The sequence below is a fragment of the Halorubrum ruber genome (assembly GCF_018228765.1).
Lineage (GTDB): Archaea > Halobacteriota > Halobacteria > Halobacteriales > Haloferacaceae > Halorubrum > Halorubrum ruber.
This window is the reverse complement of sequence record NZ_CP073695.1, coordinates 549,148-566,412: the sequence shown is the minus strand read 5'-3', so window position 1 is coordinate 566,412 and position 17,265 is coordinate 549,148. Positions and strand designations below refer to the sequence as shown.

At 66.5% G+C, this 17,265-nt stretch carries 17 protein-coding genes and 1 pseudogene; 4 read left to right on the top strand and 14 right to left on the bottom strand.

Annotated features, from left to right (window positions below; translation table 11 throughout):
• Window positions 1–22: 22 nt before the first annotated feature.
• The 9 genes and pseudogenes from J7656_RS02665 to J7656_RS02625 form a co-directional block, all read right to left on the bottom strand.
• Window positions 23–1,696, bottom strand: coding sequence for a type II/IV secretion system ATPase subunit (locus J7656_RS02665; protein WP_017343765.1), 1,674 nt, complete (start codon window positions 1,694–1,696; stop codon window positions 23–25).
• A gap of 92 nt (window positions 1,697–1,788) precedes the next feature.
• On the bottom strand, window positions 1,789–2,538 hold the full coding sequence (gene arlH, locus J7656_RS02660; protein ID WP_017343764.1) for an archaellum protein ArlH: 750 nt from the start codon (window positions 2,536–2,538) through the stop codon (window positions 1,789–1,791).
• A gap of 1 nt (window position 2,539) precedes the next feature.
• The gene (gene arlG / locus J7656_RS02655; RefSeq protein ID WP_026046257.1) at window positions 2,540–3,037 is read right to left on the bottom strand and encodes an archaellum stator protein ArlG; all 498 of its coding nucleotides are present in this window, start codon (window positions 3,035–3,037) and stop codon (window positions 2,540–2,542) included.
• Window positions 3,038–3,511, bottom strand: a complete 474-nt coding sequence (gene arlF / locus J7656_RS02650; protein ID WP_017343762.1) for an archaellum stator protein ArlF — start codon at window positions 3,509–3,511, stop codon at window positions 3,038–3,040.
• The gene (locus J7656_RS02645; protein WP_211554008.1) at window positions 3,501–5,417 is read right to left on the bottom strand and encodes a FlaD/FlaE family flagellar protein; all 1,917 of its coding nucleotides are present in this window, start codon (window positions 5,415–5,417) and stop codon (window positions 3,501–3,503) included. The genes arlF and J7656_RS02645 overlap by 11 nt, the downstream gene beginning before the upstream one ends.
• Before the next feature lie 169 nt (window positions 5,418–5,586).
• Entirely contained in the window at window positions 5,587–6,174 is a 588-nt protein-coding gene (locus J7656_RS02640) for a chemotaxis protein CheD (RefSeq protein WP_017343760.1), read from the bottom strand.
• Window positions 6,171–7,360 (bottom strand): annotated as a pseudogene (locus J7656_RS02635) (chemotaxis protein CheC). Before J7656_RS02635 ends, J7656_RS02640 begins: the two are co-directional and overlap by 4 nt.
• Window positions 7,360–7,716, bottom strand: a complete 357-nt coding sequence (cheY, locus tag J7656_RS02630) for a chemotaxis protein CheY (protein WP_004597560.1) — start codon at window positions 7,714–7,716, stop codon at window positions 7,360–7,362. The pseudogene J7656_RS02635 and the gene cheY overlap by 1 nt, the downstream one beginning before the upstream one ends.
• 109 nt (window positions 7,717–7,825) lie before the next feature.
• A complete protein-coding gene (locus J7656_RS02625; RefSeq protein WP_211554545.1) occupies window positions 7,826–10,186 on the bottom strand; it encodes a BGTF surface domain-containing protein in 2,361 nt (786 codons plus the stop codon).
• A 208-nt stretch (window positions 10,187–10,394) separates the two neighbouring features.
• Between J7656_RS02625 and J7656_RS02620 the strand changes: the two genes are divergently transcribed.
• Window positions 10,395–10,850 carry a zinc ribbon domain-containing protein gene (locus J7656_RS02620; RefSeq protein WP_211554006.1) on the top strand — a complete coding sequence of 152 codons (456 nt, stop codon included), beginning with the start codon at window positions 10,395–10,397 and terminating at the stop codon, window positions 10,848–10,850.
• 25 nt (window positions 10,851–10,875) lie between these two features.
• Here J7656_RS02620 and J7656_RS02615 read toward each other — a convergent pair whose 3' ends face one another.
• The 4 genes from J7656_RS02615 to J7656_RS02600 form a co-directional block, all read right to left on the bottom strand.
• Window positions 10,876–11,619, bottom strand: coding sequence for a DUF7500 family protein (locus J7656_RS02615; RefSeq protein ID WP_211554004.1), 744 nt, complete (start codon window positions 11,617–11,619; stop codon window positions 10,876–10,878).
• A gap of 84 nt (window positions 11,620–11,703) precedes the next feature.
• On the bottom strand, window positions 11,704–12,345 hold the full coding sequence (locus J7656_RS02610; RefSeq protein ID WP_211554002.1) for an archaellin/type IV pilin N-terminal domain-containing protein: 642 nt from the start codon (window positions 12,343–12,345) through the stop codon (window positions 11,704–11,706).
• 2 nt (window positions 12,346–12,347) lie between these two features.
• Window positions 12,348–12,941, bottom strand: coding sequence for an archaellin/type IV pilin N-terminal domain-containing protein (locus tag J7656_RS02605; RefSeq protein ID WP_211554000.1), 594 nt, complete (start codon window positions 12,939–12,941; stop codon window positions 12,348–12,350).
• A gap of 377 nt (window positions 12,942–13,318) precedes the next feature.
• Window positions 13,319–13,657, bottom strand: coding sequence for a hypothetical protein (locus J7656_RS02600; protein ID WP_211553998.1), 339 nt, complete (start codon window positions 13,655–13,657; stop codon window positions 13,319–13,321).
• A 184-nt stretch (window positions 13,658–13,841) separates the two neighbouring features.
• Here J7656_RS02600 and J7656_RS02595 point away from each other — a divergent pair, with 184 nt between their 5' ends.
• Entirely contained in the window at window positions 13,842–14,180 is a 339-nt protein-coding gene (locus J7656_RS02595) for a helix-turn-helix domain-containing protein (RefSeq protein ID WP_017343751.1), read from the top strand.
• 27 nt (window positions 14,181–14,207) lie between these two features.
• Here J7656_RS02595 and J7656_RS02590 read toward each other — a convergent pair whose 3' ends face one another.
• Entirely contained in the window at window positions 14,208–14,939 is a 732-nt protein-coding gene (locus J7656_RS02590; protein ID WP_017343750.1) for an RAD55 family ATPase, read from the bottom strand.
• A 188-nt stretch (window positions 14,940–15,127) separates the two neighbouring features.
• On the opposite strand from J7656_RS02590, the gene J7656_RS02585 reads away from it, so the two are divergent.
• The gene (locus J7656_RS02585; protein WP_017343749.1) at window positions 15,128–15,691 is read left to right on the top strand and encodes a HalX domain-containing protein; all 564 of its coding nucleotides are present in this window, start codon (window positions 15,128–15,130) and stop codon (window positions 15,689–15,691) included.
• A gap of 272 nt (window positions 15,692–15,963) precedes the next feature.
• On the top strand, window positions 15,964–17,220 hold the full coding sequence (locus tag J7656_RS02580) for an RNA-guided endonuclease InsQ/TnpB family protein (RefSeq protein WP_017343748.1): 1,257 nt from the start codon (window positions 15,964–15,966) through the stop codon (window positions 17,218–17,220).
• Window positions 17,221–17,265: the final 45 nt, after the last annotated feature.

Here is a 17,265-nt window from a genome sequence, read left to right as displayed (position 1 = left end):
GCTTAGATCGCCCCCATCGTCGCTACCTCGTGTTCCGGTGCATGTCGAAGGGGAGCCCCTCGACGCCGTCGCGCTGGAACGAGTTGATCGCGTCGTTCACCTCGTGGTAGCCGAGGATTCCCTCCTGAATCATCCGCTCGATCAGCTCCGCGCGGAAGTCGAGGTCGTCGTAGATGTCGCGGGTGTCCGCGTACCCGAGCAGCGTCGCGATCTGCTCTTCGAGCACGTAGGAGTTGTTCATCCCCTGAAAGACGATCTCGTCTTCGACGGGGTCCCAGCTGAACACCTCGCGGGTGACGACCCCCTCCATCTCCTTGGAGTACCCCTCGATCTCCTGGACGCTCGTCACGCGGCGCAGGACCTGATCGCCCTGTTTCACGCGGTTCTGGAACAGCGCCACGTCGGCGTTGTCCATGAACGTCTCGGGGACGTTGATCGGCTCGGAGGTGAACCGCTGGATCATCGAGACGATGTCGGACGCGTGGAACGTCAGCATGACCGGGTGGCCGGTCTGGGCCGCCTGGAACGCCATGCGTCCCTCGGCGCCCCGCACCTCACCCACGATGATGTAGTCGGGGCGCGACCGCAGCGCGGCGGCGACTAAGTCGAACATGTCGACATCGGAGGAGCCCTCGCCGCCGCCCTCGCGGGTCAACAGCTGCTGCCAGGTGCTGTGGGGCGGGATGACCTCGGCGGTGTCCTCCGCGGTGTAGATCTTCGAGTCGTCCGGGATGTACGAGAGGATGGCGTTCAGCGTCGTCGTCTTCCCGGACGCCGTCTCCCCGACCACGAACACCGTCTGCTCGTTTTCGAGGCAGAGCCAGAGGTACGCCGCGAGTTCGGGCGAGAGCGTCCCCCAGTTGGTGATCTGGTTGATCGACAGCGGCACCTCCTCGCCCTGCCGGATCGTGAGCGAGGAGCCCTTCAGCGAGACGTCGTCGGAGTAGATGATGTTGATACGCGACCCATCGGGCAGCGTGGAGTCGACGATGGGGTCGGAGTCGGAGAGCGGGTCGCCGATCCGCTCGCCCATGTTGCGCAGCCAGTTGTCGAACTCCTTCGGGGTGCCGAAGTCGACGGTCGTCTCCAGCATGCCGTAGGTGCCGTGATCGACGTGACACTCCTTGGGGCCGATGACATGAATGTCCTCGTTTGCCGGGTCACGCATCACCGGTTCGAGCGGGCCGAGCCCGACGATGTCGCGGTTGAGCCGGTAGCGGATGTTCTCGTACGTCTCCTCGGTGACCGACAGCTTCCCGAAGTTCTTCAGCTTCGAGAGCCCGCGACGCCAGCCGGTTGAACTGTCGTCGACGTGGGTCACCTCCTCTAACAGCTCCTCGATGAGGTCGTCGTACTCCGCCTCGTTCTCCGGCGCGGTGTGCTGGCCGCTCACGGTGAGCAGCCGGTTTTTCACCTCGTTGAGGATCTCCGCCTGCGGGCCGGACACCTCCGGCTCGATGGCGTAGTACTTCGTGTCCTGCCCGAGGTCGCCGTAGATGTGGCTGTAGATGGGGCCGCCGACCGGGTAGATGACGTTCGGCCGGTCGGACTCGTACTCGTCTTTCGGCTCCTCGATGAACTGCGGGAACTCCCCCGTGATCTGTTTGAACTCGCGGAGGTGCTCCCGGAGGTGCGGCCGCCGCATGGCCGCCTTGCGGAGCTCCTCGGACGGTTTGGCGGTGCCGTGTTCGGTCATGTCCTACACCCGGTCGTCGTGGCGGGCCTACACCCGGTCGTCGTGGTCGCGGTCCGCACGCGCGGACCGGCTGTGCGTCGGCGGGTCATGTGTCAGGCGACGCTGCGGCTCTCGATGACGATTCCGGTTCCGGACCGGACCGAGAACCCGATCGTGTCGCCGACCTGTTCGCCCATGCCCGCGAAGCGCTTCACGTTGATCTGCCGGCGGATGTCGTTGCCGACCTCGATCATCTCAAGCTGGAGGAACACGTCCGCGATCGACCGGAACGGGCCGATCGCGTCGTCGTCGACCGCCGAGGGGTCGACGGTGAGCACGACCACCTTCCCCTGCGAGATGATCTCGCGGAAGAAGGAGATGATCTCTAAGGCGGCCTGCCGCTCCTCGTTCTTCCGCACCAAGGCCTCGAAGGTGGGATCGTTCCGGAAGATGGCGTCGAACGTGTCGAGGAAGACGACGTCGGAGTTCCACATCGCCTCGGCCTCCATCAGTCGCTTCAGCAGCTCCTTGCGCTCGCCGTCGCCGTCGGAGAACGCGCCGCCGGAGTCGAAGTCGGCGTGGAGGAAAAGCAGCTCCTCCTGTAAGAGGGGCTTCACCATGTCGTACTCCAGCGAGTGCATCTGGTCGATGAACCCGCGGACGGTGAGCTCCGTCGACATCATCGTCACCGACGCCCCCTCTTGGACGAGTCCGTAGGCGAACCGCTGGGAGATGGCGCTTTTGCCCGCGCCGTAGTCGCCCTCCATGAGGACGATGCTGCCGCGGGGGATACCGCCACCGAGCTCCTTGTTGAGCCGGTCGCGGTCGCCGAGACCGAGAGAGAGGAGGTTGTCGTGGGGCATCTCAGTTACCCCCCTCCACGCGGAACTGGAACAGCTCCTCGTCGCCGTTCACGGTGAGGTAGACGCGGTGGTCGCCGTCGACGAGCCCCCCGTCCTGCCCCTCGAGCTCGCTCACGTCGATCGTGAGCCGCAACACGTCGCCGCGGCTCCACGCGTTCGCGCCGTCCGCAGAGACCAGCTCCCCGGAGAGCGCGTCCGGCCGGACGTACGCGCCGTCGAAGACGACGTCGAGGTCGGAGCCGTCGGGCGCCAACCGATACGTGCCGGTGTTCTTTATCAACAGCGTAACGTTCTGGTCGCCGCTCGCGTTGTACACCCCCGCGCTGGGGTCCGAGATGATCGTCACGTCGGTCCGGAGCTGCTCGGTCGCGTCGAGGCCGGCGTCGTCGACGGCCGCGCTCACGCGGTCGACGCCGGTCGTGATCGTGCCGACGACACCCGCGGCGATCACGAGGCTCGCGATAAACAGGATGAGATGTGAGACGGGAACGCTGGCCATCTACGCGCTCACCTCCGTCACGGTCGCGGCGTCGCGGACGCCAGACTCGACGACGAGGACGACCCGCGTGCCCTCCTCGATCGTCGTCTCCGTCTCGCCCTGTGTGACCCTCACCGACAGCGTCTCGTCGCCGAGCCAGAGCGCGGTGTCGCCGTCGCCGTCGACGGTCGTGTCCGCGTTCGCCCCGCCCACGTCGACGTACTCGTTGCCGACGACGAGCGTCGCGTCGCCAGCGACGAGGCCGACCGCCCCCTCGTTGGTGGCGTTGACGGTGAGGGTCTCGGTGTCGGCGTCGTAGGTCGCGTTCGTCACCGCGAAGTCGGTGTTCTGCCGCTCCAGCGCGCGCTCGTTAATGCCCTCTTGGGCGTTCGAGACGCGGTCGAGCCCGTTGGCCGCCACGGGGTAGAACGTCGTGAACGCGAAGAACAGCCCCGCGACGATGATGGCCGTGGACGCGGAGACGCTAACGCCCATCTCCCCACCCTCCGTCGGCCGGATCGGCGCGGTCGGAACGGGGATTCGGATCGTTCATCGGTCGCGTGGAACCGTTCCGGTCGCGCCGGTCGTCGCGGTGGCCGTCGCGGCGGTCCGCGTCCGCCTCGCGTCCCGCGCCGTCGCGCTTCGCCTCGTCGCGGTCTGCGCCGTTCGTGCGTCGCTCGCGCTCGTCTGGCGCGTCCCGCCCGCCGGCGTCGTGGCCGTTCCGCTCGGCCGGCGGCAGGTCGCTCCGCGCGTCGCGGCCGTTCCTGCCGTCGCGCCCGTCTCGCCCGTCACGTCCGCCGCGACCGGAATCGACGCGTCCGCCGCGGCGGCCGCCGCCGCGGCGCCCGTTGACGGGCCCGCCACCGACCATCGAGCCGCCGGCGAGGTCGTCCCAGCGGTCTAAGAGGACCGTGTGGCTGTTGGTGCCGTTGAGCTGGGTCACGTACCGGAGGCTGCGGGTGTGGTGCTCGCGGACGAGCCGATCGGTTCCCGGCCGGTCGACGAGGTTGCGGTCGATCGTCCCGAACCCGGAGAGGAAGTCCCGGAGCCGCGCCGCGGCGTCGGGCCCGATCCACTCGATCCGCTCGTAGTAGTTGATCGCGCGCACCGCGTCGGTGACGTCGCTCTCGGAGACGAGGAACTCCAGCCACTCCATCACGAGGAGGTCGCCGACGTAGTCGCCGGGCAGCTCGGTGAGGTACGGCTTGCCGCGGCCGTTCCCGCTCGAGAGGTCGTCTTTCCCGACGTACTCGAAGCCCCCGGAGGCTTCCGCGGGATCACCGCCGGGTCGGCGGTCGGGCGCCGGCTCCGGATCGGCGCCGCCCGCCGGATCCGGGTCGGCCGCGCCGCCCGCCGGCCCGGGGTCCACCGGTTCGTCGAAGTCGACGCCGTCGTCCTCGACGCCGCCGAGGTCGTCGCCTCCGAGACCGTCGTCGGCGTCGTCGAACGAGTCGGGTTCGTCGCCGGGGTCGGCGAACGAGTCGTCCCCGTCCTCGAACGGGTCCTCGTCCGCGGCGTCGTCGCCCTCCTCGGCCCAGTCGGCCTCCCCGGAGTCGTACTCTTCTTTCAGTTCGCTGAAACTCTTTCCATCGTCGTTCATGTCGTCTCCGTCGTCCGCCGTTTCGGTCTCGGACGCGGCGTCGTCCGTGCTGTCGTCGTCCAGTTCGTCGAACTCGTCGTCGAGATCGTCGTCGAGGTCGTCGAACTCGTCGTCGCCGTCCGCGTCGCCGTCCAGGTCGTCGAACTCGTCTCCCTCCTCCTCTTCGTCGAGGAGGTCGTCGTCGAAGAACCCGTCCGCGTCGGCGTTCGCGACGTCCTCGTCGAGGTCCTCCTCCTCGCCGCCGTCCTCGTCGTCGAAGATGCCGAACGAGCCCTCGCCGCCGCCGGCGACGCTGTCGAAGCCGCCGGAGTCGTCGACGAACGGGTTGATACCGCGGGTGACCATCTCGTAGATGTCGAGGAGGTTGCGGACGTCCTCCTCGATGTCGTCGACGGCGTTCGATATCTCCTCGTTCTCCGAGCGGACCGTCGAGACGGTCGAGGAGAGCGAGGCGACCTCGTTTTCGAGCTCGTCGAGCCGGTTCTCCAGCTCGTCGGTGGCCGCGCCGCCGCCACCGCCGCCGCCGTCGTCGAACTCGTCGTCCCACTCGTCCATGCCGTCGAAGTCGTCGAAGCCGTCGCCGCCTCCGCCGCCACCGCCGCCGCCCATGCCGCCACCCATCCCTCCGCCGCCCATGTCGCCGCCGAAGGGATCGTCGTCGCCGTCCATACCTCCGGAACCGTCGTCGTCGGATCCGTCGTCGTCGAGGAACCTGTCGAGGACGCTCGCACCGACGAGCCCCAGCGTGGCGACTGCCCAGGCGGCGGTTGGAGCTCCCCACACCGGTAGTTCGAGGCCCATTACCGTGTACCACCCGCAGAACCCACTTCAATTCACCCCTCAAAATATCAGCCATGAGAAAGCACGGCGCAGCGTGTACATCGCTGGTTGAGGGGCACGGGCACGGAGAGATCGGAGCGCGATCGAACGCGGAAACGGGCCGTAGCCGGGACGGAACGGCCCAGTCCGGTCAGATCGCTCGTTCGAAGCCGTCCGCGGCCCGGACGACGAGCCGGCCGTCCGGCCCGAACCGGACGGTCCGGCCCACCGCGTCGCCGACGTCGCTGGCGACGACGGGGACGCCCGCGGCGTCGAGCACTTCGCCGACGCGCTCGACGTTCCGCGGGCCGACCGCGTCGGTGAGGTCCAGCATCTCGGCGCCGCCGGCGACTCGGGCTTCCAGGCGGCGGGGGTCGGCGCCGGCGTCGTCGAGCGCCCCGATCAGCGAGTCGATCCCGGTATCGACGTACTTCGCTGGCCGGGAGATCGCCTTCGTTCGTCCCTCCCCGGCGGGCAACATGGCGTGGAGGAGGCCGCGGACGCCCGCCCGCTGGTCGACGAGCGCGACCGCGACGCAGGAGCCGAGCCCGCTGGTCGTCAGGACCGCGTCGTCGCTCGTGACCGCCAGTTCCCCCACGCCGACCTTGATCCGGCCGGGGTCGTCGCCAGCCGCGCCGCCGGTGACGGTCGCCGGCTCGGCGTCGGCGACCGCGTCCCCGCCGCTCTCCGTTCGGTCCGCCGGCTCGTCCGGCCGATCGTCGGAGAGCGAGCGGGTCACGGCTCCGAGAGCCGGTCGAGCGCCCGGGCCAGTTCGCGCTCGTCGGGGAGCGCGTACACGTCGCAGCGCGCCTGGATCCCCTCCGTCTGGATCGCGGTGTCGATCACGAACCCGTAGTCCTGCCGCTCGCTCAGCTTCGCGACGAGCGGGCTGATCGTCGACGCGCCGATGTCGTGGACGAACTCCGGCGGCGAGTGGGTGATCGACGTGCCGAGGACGTTCGCCCACCCGTCGATGAACCCGCTCGTCATCACGTTGCCGAGCTCGCAGAGCGCGTTCTGTGCCATGTCGCCGAGGGGTTCGTCAGACTCCATCGGTAACATTGCGTCCGCGACCGCCGCCGCCGAGGACTCCTCGAAGAGGATGGCGAGGTAACCGCTCGGCTCGCCCTGTAGCTCGAACACCGTGCCCGCGTGCGGCTCGGTGCCGACCTCCGCGGGCACGTCGGCGAGCGGGACGAACCGGAGCCGGCTCACGTCGACGCTGGTCTCTAACCCGGTCATCATCGCGATGTTGTCGGCGGCGTTCGCCGACCCCTTCTTCGCCAGCGACGAGAACGTCGACAGCGACTCGTACGGCACCGCCGTGCTCGAAGTGCCGCCGTCCGCCTCGCCGCCGGCCGTCGCCGCGGGCGCCGTCTTCCCGACGATGAGGTCGCGGAACGGCCCCGAGTCGGGCAGCATGTAGATCGAGAAGTCGAGGTCCGTCGTCGTCGCGTCCAGACGGCTCTCGAAGAGGAACACGCCGTCGCCGGCGAGCGCGCCGTCGGGCAGCACCGCCGCGCCGTCCGCCTCGAAGTAGCGCGGCGGCGACATGTCGATCGCCTTGCCGAGGTAGTTCGCCCACCCGTCGAGGAACCCGCCGAGCGCGATGTTGCCGACCTCCGTCACCGCGCTCCGCTCCATCGACTGCCCCCGGGGAGCAGCGAGAGCAGGGCGTCGACGTTGGCGGCGTCGAACGCGAGGACCGCCTCGCCGTCTAACCCGCCGCGAAGGCCGACGCTCACGCCGATCGACTCCCGGCCGGCGAACGACTCCGCGAGGTCCTCGCCGCTCGCGACGCTCGCGCCCGTCACCTCCACCGCGAGGTCGGTCCCGGTGAGGTCCGAGAGCGCGCCGGCGGCCTGTTTCGCCCCCTGCTCCGCGAGGCGGTTACAGGCGCCGAGCGCGCGGACGTCGACGCGCATTATACCGCCGAGCCGATGGCGTCGAGCACGTTCGGCTTCTGGAACGGCTTCGTGATGTACCCCTCCGCGCCGGCCTTGATCGCCGCCTTCATCTTCTCCTCCTGCCCGACGCTGGTACACATGATCACCGTCGCGTCCGGGTTCTCTTCTAAGATCTCCGTGGTCGCCTCGATCCCGTCGCGGATCGGCATCACGATGTCCATCATCACGAGGTCCGGGCCGTGTTCCTCGTACATGTTCACCGCCTCCACGCCGTTCTCCGCCTCCCCGACGATCTCGAACTCGCCTTCGAGGATCTCCCGGAGGAGGTTCCGCATGAACTCCGAGTCGTCGGCGATGAGTACCCGCGTAGCCATTGTTGTCTGAAACCGGGCGCAGCGATCACTTAATCGCTCCCCCGCGGTTCTCAGCGATGAGAACGGACCAGAGCGGCGCGGCCGCAGTCGATGCCTGAGCGAACGGCCGCTACACCCAGTGACCGAGGAGGTGGACCGCGCCGACGAGGACCGTGCCGCCGAGCGCCTCGCGGGTCCCGAACGGGAGCGGAAGCAGGCCGGGACCCCCGGTCTGTTCGTCCGAAGGCGCGTCGTTCGTCGGTCCGTCGGCGTCGGTTCCGTTATCGGTGCTGTCGGTCTCGTTGTCGGCCGAACCGTCCGTCTCGTTGCCGTCGGTCTCGTTGCCGTCGGCCGACTCGTTGGTGTCGGTCGGGTCGCCGTCGCCGGTATCGGTCCCGTTCCGGGCGCTCGCGTCAGTCCCGTTCCGGGCGCTCGCGTCGGAACCGTTCCCGTCGTCTTCGATCGTCGTCGTCGCCGGGTCCTTCTCGACGATCAGCGTCCCGCCGTGAGTGTCGCCGTCGAGCCGGAGGGTGAACGGGTAGGTCCCCGGGTCGAGGTCGGGGGTCACCGAGCCAAACCCGTACGTTCGGGACTCGTCAGGGGCGAGCCGAACGCCCCACGACCCCGTCTCGCTGCCGTTGTCGACGGTGAGTGTGAGCTCTCCCTCGCCCGTGAGGCCGCCCGCGTTGCGCGCGGTGGCCCGGAGCGCGGAGAGGTTCCCGCCCTCGCGGACGGTGACGTTGTCGGGGGCGTCGTCGATCACCAGCTCGTCGGGGTTGTCGGCGTCGCTGACGACGACGACCGTCCGGCTGTCGCGGAGGGTCGACCCCTCGTACAGCTCGTAGTTCAGCCGCGTCCCGGGATCGATCTCGTCGAGGTCGACGTCGACCGTGAAGTTCCCGTCAGAGATCTCGAGCGGCGACTCCGTGCGGAACGGGGCGTCGCCAGCGTCGTTGACGAACGTCGCGGACATCTCGCGCACCGGGAGCAGCGAGGTCGTTCCCGTGACCCGACCCTCGTCGGCCTCGACGAGGAGCTCGCCGTCCTCGGTGACGTGGTCGTACCCGAGGAACCGCTCCCGTACGCTGAACGTCGCCTCGGCGCGAACCGTGCCGTCCGCCGCCTCCCAGTACGGGAACTGCTGGGAGACGTCGTCGTCGGTCGCCGAAGTGGCGTTGAACGCCGCCGGCGGCTCCGCACCGTCCGCGAACGCGTACCGCTCCCCTTCGGTCCCCTCCAGCGCGAACTCGACAGCGAACTCGTCGCCCGGCTCGGCGCCTGCCGCCTCGCCCGTGTCTAATACGAGATAGAATCGGCCGGGAGCATCGGGAGTCTCTAGTTCCGTCGCGTCCGCCACGATGAGTGAGACATCGTCCGAGTCAGCCCGCGACAGGTCGAGCTTTGCCGGTGGTTCATTCATGTCCGGGTTCGTCTCTCTGACCCGGAGCGAAACACCCTCATTGGCCTCCAAGAGGTCGACTAGCACCCGGTGGTCGATCGGTTCGCCCGCCTCGATTGGACCCGCGTCGCGTTCCGCCGCGAAGTGCGACAGCGCCCCCCAGATGCCCGTCGCCTCGAACCCGAGGACGACCCGGTTGCCCTTCGTCACCTCGGTCCGTTCGAGCCCGTTGTCTCGGAGCGCGTTGAGCGACTCGGTCTCCGCGTCCTCGTCGAGGTAGTCCGGATCGATGCTGGTGAACACCTCGACGTCGTGGCGGAACTCCGGCTTCTCCAACACGAGGTCCGCTTGGTCCGCGCTCTCGGTCGGCGTTACCACGCCCGAGTCGTCCACGACGAACGTCCCGTTGGTGATCGCGAGCCGGTACCGCTGCGGGACCAGGGGCCGGGCGAGCCCCCCTGCGCCGGTCGCGCTCGAAAGCGCGCTGAGGTTCTCGGCGACCGTGTCGCCGCTCTCGTCGACGAACTCTAGGTCACACGTCGTGTCTTCGAGACCGCAGCTCTTGACGTTGCTCGCGTCGGTGCCGAGCGTCCGCGTGTTGATCGTGGTTTCACTCGTGTCAGTGATTTTGACGACGTCGACGAAGCCGACCGTCTGTCCCGTGTCGCTGAGCCGGTTCCCGCCGATCAGCAGGTACGCTTCTCCGTCCGGGTTGTCGGCGGTGTATCTGATCCTGACCGGATCCCCCGCGACGCCGGTGTACGTCGAGCGCGAGAATCCACCCTCGATCTCCGGGCGGTCCGCCGGACGGGTCGGCCCGGCGGTCTCGATCGCGGCCGGCGCCGTCGCTCCCGCGTCAGCGGACGGCGCGGACGGGCCGGACGAGAGGCCCGCCGCGGCCGGAGCGGTCGCGGCGACGCCAGCGAGCGCGACGAGGACGACGAGGGCGATCACGCTCGCCTGAAACACCGACGGACCGATCTCCTCGGGTCGGACCCGCCTGTCAGATTCGGAGTCGACCGCTCCGTCGCTGTCGGTCGCCGGCGAGTCCGTCGGGCGCGTCTCGGTCGCGTCGTCGTGGTCCATCGTCATGAGGGCGTGGTCAACGAGTGCGGGCCGAACGACGGCCCGCGCTTGGTTGGCGACGACTCGGCGGGTCACCGACTAAAGCGTACCCACCCGATTATCAGGGCGTGTAACGAGAGCAGGAAGAGAGGGAAGAAAACGCGGGAATCGCAAGACGTGAGCGGAGTCCTCGGTCCGAAGAATTAAGCCCGGTCGGCGCCCGATCCACGCCAAGATGCCATCGTGTCCCCGCTGTGACGCTCCGGTCGACGACGACGCGCGGTACTGCGCGCAGTGCGGCGCCCCGCAGACGGAGGACGCGGCCGAGGAGTTGGACGAGTACGTCCAGCGGCAGGCGGAGCAGGTCGCGGGGAGTGGCGGCGGAGGCGGATCCGACGACAGCGGCTCGGGCGGGAATGACGTGTTCCCGTCCATGGAGGAGCTCTCCGACCGGGAGCAGTTGTGGCGACGGGGGTCGTACGTCCTCGGCTACGGGACGGTCGTGATCGCCTTGACCCGCGTTCCGGCGGCCGAGTCGTGGCCGCTCATTCTCGCCGGGATCGCGATCCTGCCGCCGATCCGCCGGCTTACCGCCGAGCCGCTCGGCAGCCCGCTCAAGCGCGAGGTGATGGCGGGGATCTACGCGGTGTTCGCGCTGATCGGAATCGCGCTGTTCGTGCTGTTGGGGTAGCGGGCACGTCGCTCTCTCCCCCGTATCACTCGATCCTGAACCCGCCCTCTTCCTCGGCCGCCCGAACTAGGTCGCCGATGCTGTCGCTCGCGGAGAGCCCCTGACTTGCCGCGAAGCGCTTTATCATCACCGGCGGCAGGTCGACGGTCGTCTCGGAGGCCGCGAGCAGCAGCCCGATCGCCTCCGGCGTCGGCGAGCTCGGGCCGGCGTTCGACGCGAACCACGAGATCAGCGTATCGAACGTCGCCGTCACGTCGTTCGACACCATCCGCTGGCGGGTGGTGTCGCCGTTGGCGTGGAGCGTCGCGTCGATCCCGTAATCGAACCCGTCGCCGTCGAAGGAGTTCGCCAGCCACCGACTCACCGACTGGCGGTCGACCGCGTTGCCGCCCGCCGCTGCGGACCGATTCTGGCGCTGTCCCTGCGCGTTCGGCGGCGGTTGGCCGCCGCCGGCCGGTTGGCCCCCGGCCTGCTGGCCGCCGCCGGCCCGCCCGCCACCTTGCTGCCCGCGCTCGCCGACGCCGGGCCCGGACGCGCTCGAGCGGGGGTCGTCGCCGGCGGGCCGCCGCTCGTCGGGACTCGCCGGGTCCGCGGCGGTAAAGCCGGAGTCGTCGTCAGGCGGCGCGCGGCGCTGTCCCCGCGAGCGACCGACGTTGGGGCGGCCGTTGGTCCCGACGACGTAGCGGCCCTCCCCGATCTCGACGACGTTCTCGTCGTCGGTGAAGTCGAGCTCCTCTGGGTCGGCCGGGACGGCGTCGTCGTCACTCATGGGTCGTGGTAGCGCACGCCGAAAAATAGGTGTTGCGGGCGGCCGAGCCGCCGACGTTGTGGTTACCGCGCTGTTCGAGGCTCGCTAGAGCCGGACCGCTTCGTTGTCATTGCTGAAGAGGTCCGGGGCGCGGAGCTCGACCGATGTCGTCGCAGACGAGGGCGACACGATATCGATCGACGACTGCTCGCTTTCGCCGAATGGGTCTTCAGTAGTGCCGAATGGTTCAATCTCCGGATTGAGCACGATAGTGAATTTATCGTCATCGCTGATCACTGGATCATCGACGAACACTCCGGAACTGTTACGAACACCGAACTCTCCGGCGCTAATTTCTGTGGCGCTGGAATCCACTGTACCAATAGTACTAGCGTTGGCAAATACCAGATTGGCTTGTCCGTCTGGACCGACAGCCTGAATTGTCGTTTCACTCAGATCGATTTCGTCGGCTCCAGGCGATCCTGCGACACCGATCCGGATCTCTGCTAGACTACCATTATCTGCGTTATCTGTGACGATACCCACAGAACTGGTCACATCGATACGTTCCGAGACAAGGTCAGTACTTTCCTGTCCCGTTGCTTCCGCCTGTGATTGTAGGAAGCCGGCCGTGTTGATAAGGACGCCAGCAGCGATCGCCGCCACCAGCACCATCGCGATGAACACGATGAGGGTCCCGATCCCTACTTGGCCGCGTTCCTCACTATTGTTGATGAACTCGAACATAGTTACAGCCTCACAGAGTCTTCGACGACAGTACTCGGAACACGAATCTCTGCGGTGGTCGACGCACCGCTTGCAGTAGTGAACGTAACAGTCAGCGTATCACCCTCTTCCAGATTGTATCCAAGCCAACTGTCTCCGCTCGAGTTGGGATTTTGAAGCTGGACGTTGATCTCAGCACGTTCGCTGTTATCCGTGAGTACGTTGTCCAGGTCGTCGTTGGTGAAGATGTCAATTGTTGCGTTACTCTCATCTTCGATCTTGAACGATTCTTGTCCATCAGCACCGATTAGTTCCATTGACGTTTGATTAAGGTCAATATTCTCGGAACCCGGTGATTGAGCGACAACAAAGTCCAACTGAGTAATGTATTCATTACTCTGGTTGAACGTCCCTGACTGACTCACGACTTGGAGCCGGTCCGCGACCTGGCTCGTACTCTCTTGACCCGTTGCTTCCGCCTGCGTCTGGAGGAATCCGGCCGTGTTGATCAGGACGCCGGCGGCGATCGCCGCCACCAGCACCATCGCGATGAACACGATGAGGGTCCCGATCCCCACTTGACCGCGTTGTTCCTCGTCCGTGATTGCTTCGAACATTGGTTGTGTTGCGTCGGCCCCCGGCCTGCCCGGCGGGCGTTATCGATGACGATGGGGAATTCCTACTTAAGATCACGTTCCCGGTTATCCGAGTTGATAAACGACTCACGTCGTGCGGTTTTCGTATTTGTTTTGGGTGGATAATTACAGAACTAATTAACGAAAACCGCGGAGTGTTCTCAGCGTTGGATCTGGGGGATCCGCGTGCGTCGCCGACGCTCATCGGCGGAACGACGGACGGAAACGAAACAGATCGACCGGCGTCGATACGACGAATTCGAACCGACGATCGAGATCGACGAGACGGCTCGAACGCAATCGCCACCCGCGGCCGTGGAGTGAAAGCGCGCGTAGTCGGCTCTTCCCAGCTTCTTCTTCTACCGATCGCGCAGGCGCGACAGCTCCGATTCGGGGATGACGAACTCCTGGGTTCCCGGCTCGTAGACGGCGAGGCTCCCGGCGACGAGCGCCATCGAGGCCGCCAGCAGCCCGGTGTTGACCAAGAGCAGCGCCTCCGCGTTGCCGAATCCGGTTCGGAAGGCGGCCGCGGGCGTTCCGACGGCCGCGACAACGACGAGGCCGAAGCCGACCGCGAGGTACGCCATCGCCGTGCGACCGGACGACCGATACGCGGCGACGGCGAACGCGACGAGCGTCGCGCTCGCGCCGGCCAACACGGTGGTCGTCATCAGGTACAACCCCTCGATAAGCTCCATACCCGTCCTGCTCGAACGCGGATAATAAACCCACGGTGGCGGGTATCAGCGGCGATAACACGGTTTGGAGGTTCAGACCGGCGAAGCGGTCGCGGTCCCGTCCCGCACGCCGAATCGGGACGTTCGTCGAACGGAACAATCACCGGTACCATTATAAACCCGAAAATCAATCTCGATAACGTGAATGGTGGGGGACGATCTGATCACCGTACTCGGTAACAAATACAACACGGACATCCTGACGGCGACGGGCGAGGCGAAGTCGGCGCAGGACCTCAGCGACCAGTTGGACGTCCCGATCGCGACGTGTTACCGACGGATCAACGAGTTGGAGGAGGCGGACCTCCTCGAGCTACACGACCGGCCGCTCTCGGACGAACACCGACGCGTGAAGGTGTACCGCCGGAAGGTCGACGGGGTCGAGGTCGACTTCCGCGACGGGCTCACCGTCGAGGTGGAGGAGCGGTCCGCGGTGAAGAACCGCCTCGACGACGTCTGGCGCGACCTCTCCTCTCGGGAGTAGCAGGGATTTCCGGCGGCACCCGACCCGTCAGAAGGACGGCTGGTCGTCCGAGCCGCCCATCATCGAGAAGCCGCCCGCGCGCTCGTGGACGGTGATCCCGCCCTGCCCGATCTCCATCGGGAAGATGTCGGTGTCGATGTCCTGTTTCCGCATCTTCGCCACCCAGACGTAGCGGTTGACGCCGGAGTCGGTCGGCGTCTGGATGAAGTAGATGTTCCCGTCCGTGAGGAAGTTCTCTAAGCCGACCTCCGTGTCGGGGAAGACGGCGCCCTGCTCGTTGATGAGCAGCGAGGTGAGCCCGTTCGCCTTGAGGATGTCCGAGAACTTCAGCAGGTACGTGCGCTTCTCCTGTTCGGCGTCGAAGAAGAGCTGGAACATCGACAGCGAGTCGAGGACGAGCCGGTCGAATTCGCCGTCCTCGACCGTGTCGAGCAGGCGGTCGACCGCGGTGGAGAAGTCGGTCTCACGCAGCATCTCGCGTTTGTCGAGGATGACGATGTCGCCGTCGTCGACCATCTCGTCGAACCCCTCGAAGCCGACGGACTCGGCCGCGCCGCGGATGTCGGCCTCGTCCTCCTCGAAGGAGACGTAGACGCCGCGCTCGTCGTGTTCGGAGACGCCGTGATGGAGGTACTGGATGCCGAAGATGCTCTTGCCGGTGCCCGGGTTCCCCGAGACGAGGACCGTCGACCGCTCGGTGATGCCGCCGGTGAGAATGGAGTCGAGCCCCTCGACCCCGGTGGAGACGAGTTCTGACATTCGTCTCCCCTTTGGCGGCCGGAGTATATAAAAGACGGTTCAGTGCGCCGGGAGTGACGCCCCGGCCCGGAAGAAGCAACGCTCGGTGACATCGGGCGAACGGACGGCGACAGTTTTATCTCTCGACACGCCGCCCGTTCGTGTATGCCCGGTGAAGCGTGTCCGGTCGCTCCCGGCGGTGATCGGCGGTGAGCGACCCGTCGATACTCGTCGTGGAGGACGAGCCAGACATCGCGGCGCTGTACGCCGGCTTCTTAGAGGAGCGGTACGACGTCGACGTCGCCGAGACCGCGGCCGACGCGATCGACCGGGTCGACGCCGCCGTCGACGTGGTGCTCCTCGACCGCCGACTCCCCGACGGGAGCGGTGACGACGTCTTAGACCACATCCGCGGGGAGGGGTACGACTGCCGCGTGGCGATGGTCACCGCGGTCGAGCCCGACTTCGACATCATCGACATGGGGTTCGACCTCTACCTCACTAAGCCGGTGAGCCGCACGAAGCTGCTCGCGGCCATCGACACCCTCCTGACCCGCAGCGAGTACGACGACCTCGTCCAAGAGGCCGCCGCGCTCGCCAGCAAGCGCGCCGTGTTGAGCTCGCAGAAGCCGGCCGCACAGCGCGAGGGTAACGACGCGTACGCCGACCTCGTCGACCGGTTAGAGGAGCTCGACGCCGACATCGACGACCTCGGTGAGTCGCTGTCGACCGACGACTACCGCGCGATGTTCCGCGACCTCGGCGAGGCCTGACGCGACGCCGTCCGTCTCGACGTCGCTCGCCTCAACGCGGTTTCTCGCGGCGCTCGTTCCGATCGCTTTTCTCGCCGTCGCGGCTGTGCGTACTCCGGCGACGCCGACGGTACTGTAACGGGTTTCGGCCGAGGCCGCAGTTCAACTGAAGCGGTAGCGCGGAGTCCCCTTCCTCAAGGAGCGACCGGAGGGAGCGAGTAGGGAGGGCAGGAGCGCGTTCGTTTCTGTAATAAACACCAGATTATAAATAGCCGCTCACACACATTGAAACTGTGGCAGACGACTACGTGCGTCGGACGGCAATCACTCGTCTCTCGGTAGACGATGAGCAACGCGAGTTGCTTGAGGAAACCATCTCCGAGTGGAAGCGTGGGTGCCAACTCGCCACGGACATGGCGTGGGGAAAGTGTAACGCCAAGAGCGACGTACAACCCCTCGCTTACGACGACGTGCGCGAGGAAACCGACCTCGGGAGTCAGCACGCGATTCTCGCCACCCACCAAGCCGCCCAAGCCATCACCGGCTGTCTCGAACGCCGCTCGAACGGTAAACAGGTCAGCAAGCCCACGTTCACCGCACCCACGATAACGTACGACACTCGAACGATGACGCTGTTCGATGACGATACAGTGTCGCTCTCCACGACGGACAGTCGCGTCCGATGTGAACTTGCGCTCCCTGAAGCCGAGGATGGCTACCAACGGCAGTACCTCGACGCCGATGAGTGGAGCGTCACAGAAAGCACACTCACCGCTCGTGATGGCGACTACTTTCTACACATCGGCTTCCGCCGACCCAAGACCGACACCGAGCGAGACACCGCCGAGGACGGAACGGTTCTCGGGGTCGATCTCGGTATTGAAAACCTCGCCGTCACCAGCACAGCACGATTCATCAACGGGCGAGAACTCTCACACAACCTCCGCGAGTTCGAGAAAGTCCGTGCGGGACTCCAACAGACAGGCACGCGAAGCGCCCACAGAACGCTCGAACAATCAAGTGGACGCGAACGACGATACGTTCGTGACGTGGTTCACCAAGCGTCGAACGCGATTGTGGATGAGGCACTTCGATACGAGTGCGACGTGATCGCGTTCGAGGACTTGACTGACATCCGCGACCGAACGGGTGCGTCGTGGGGGCACAAGTGGGCGTTCCGAACGCTGTACGAGCAAGTGGGGTACAAAGCCGAAGCAGTCGGCATCTCTGTGAAGCAAGTGGGGTCGGCATACACATCGCAACGGTGCGCCGAGTGTGGATTCACGGCAGACGAGAATCGCGCGACTCGCACGGAGTTCCGGTGCGTGAAGTGTGAGTCGGGAGCGAACGCGGATTACAACGCGGCGAAGAACATCGGGATGCGGTATGTCCGTCGAGGCCAACAGTCGTCTCGGCGGACGGGCGACAGTCAACTCGCCCTCAAGTCTGGAACAGTGACGCCAAGTGGCGGATTCACCGCCCACCCGGACGGGTTCGAGGCTGAGCTCACGGACAAGCCCCTCCCTCAACGAGCGAACCCATCAGGGTGAGCGAAGTAGGGTGGGGTTGTTGACGTGACTGTGGCCCTAACGCTA

What these genes read in the sequence shown, in the direction of transcription:
- J7656_RS02625 (WP_211554545.1), bottom strand. Translation starts at nt 10,186, where the DNA reads ATGACGATGGACCACGACGACGCGACCGAGACGCGCCCGACGGACTCG.
- J7656_RS02615 (WP_211554004.1), bottom strand. Translation starts at nt 11,619, where the DNA reads ATGAGTGACGACGACGCCGTCCCGGCCGACCCAGAGGAGCTCGACTTC.
- J7656_RS02600 (WP_211553998.1), bottom strand. Translation starts at nt 13,657, where the DNA reads ATGGAGCTTATCGAGGGGTTGTACCTGATGACGACCACCGTGTTGGCC.
- J7656_RS02665 (WP_017343765.1), bottom strand. Translation starts at nt 1,696, where the DNA reads ATGACCGAACACGGCACCGCCAAACCGTCCGAGGAGCTCCGCAAGGCG.
- J7656_RS02590 (WP_017343750.1), bottom strand. Translation starts at nt 14,939, where the DNA reads ATGTCAGAACTCGTCTCCACCGGGGTCGAGGGGCTCGACTCCATTCTC.
- J7656_RS02620 (WP_211554006.1), top strand. Translation starts at nt 10,395, where the DNA reads ATGCCATCGTGTCCCCGCTGTGACGCTCCGGTCGACGACGACGCGCGG.
- arlF (WP_017343762.1), bottom strand. Translation starts at nt 3,511, where the DNA reads ATGGGCGTTAGCGTCTCCGCGTCCACGGCCATCATCGTCGCGGGGCTG.
- cheY (WP_004597560.1), bottom strand. Translation starts at nt 7,716, where the DNA reads ATGGCTACGCGGGTACTCATCGCCGACGACTCGGAGTTCATGCGGAAC.
- J7656_RS02645 (WP_211554008.1), bottom strand. Translation starts at nt 5,417, where the DNA reads ATGGGCCTCGAACTACCGGTGTGGGGAGCTCCAACCGCCGCCTGGGCA.
- J7656_RS02610 (WP_211554002.1), bottom strand. Translation starts at nt 12,345, where the DNA reads ATGTTCGAGTTCATCAACAATAGTGAGGAACGCGGCCAAGTAGGGATC.
- arlG (WP_026046257.1), bottom strand. Translation starts at nt 3,037, where the DNA reads ATGGCCAGCGTTCCCGTCTCACATCTCATCCTGTTTATCGCGAGCCTC.
- J7656_RS02595 (WP_017343751.1), top strand. Translation starts at nt 13,842, where the DNA reads ATGGTGGGGGACGATCTGATCACCGTACTCGGTAACAAATACAACACG.
- J7656_RS02605 (WP_211554000.1), bottom strand. Translation starts at nt 12,941, where the DNA reads ATGTTCGAAGCAATCACGGACGAGGAACAACGCGGTCAAGTGGGGATC.
- arlH (WP_017343764.1), bottom strand. Translation starts at nt 2,538, where the DNA reads ATGCCCCACGACAACCTCCTCTCTCTCGGTCTCGGCGACCGCGACCGG.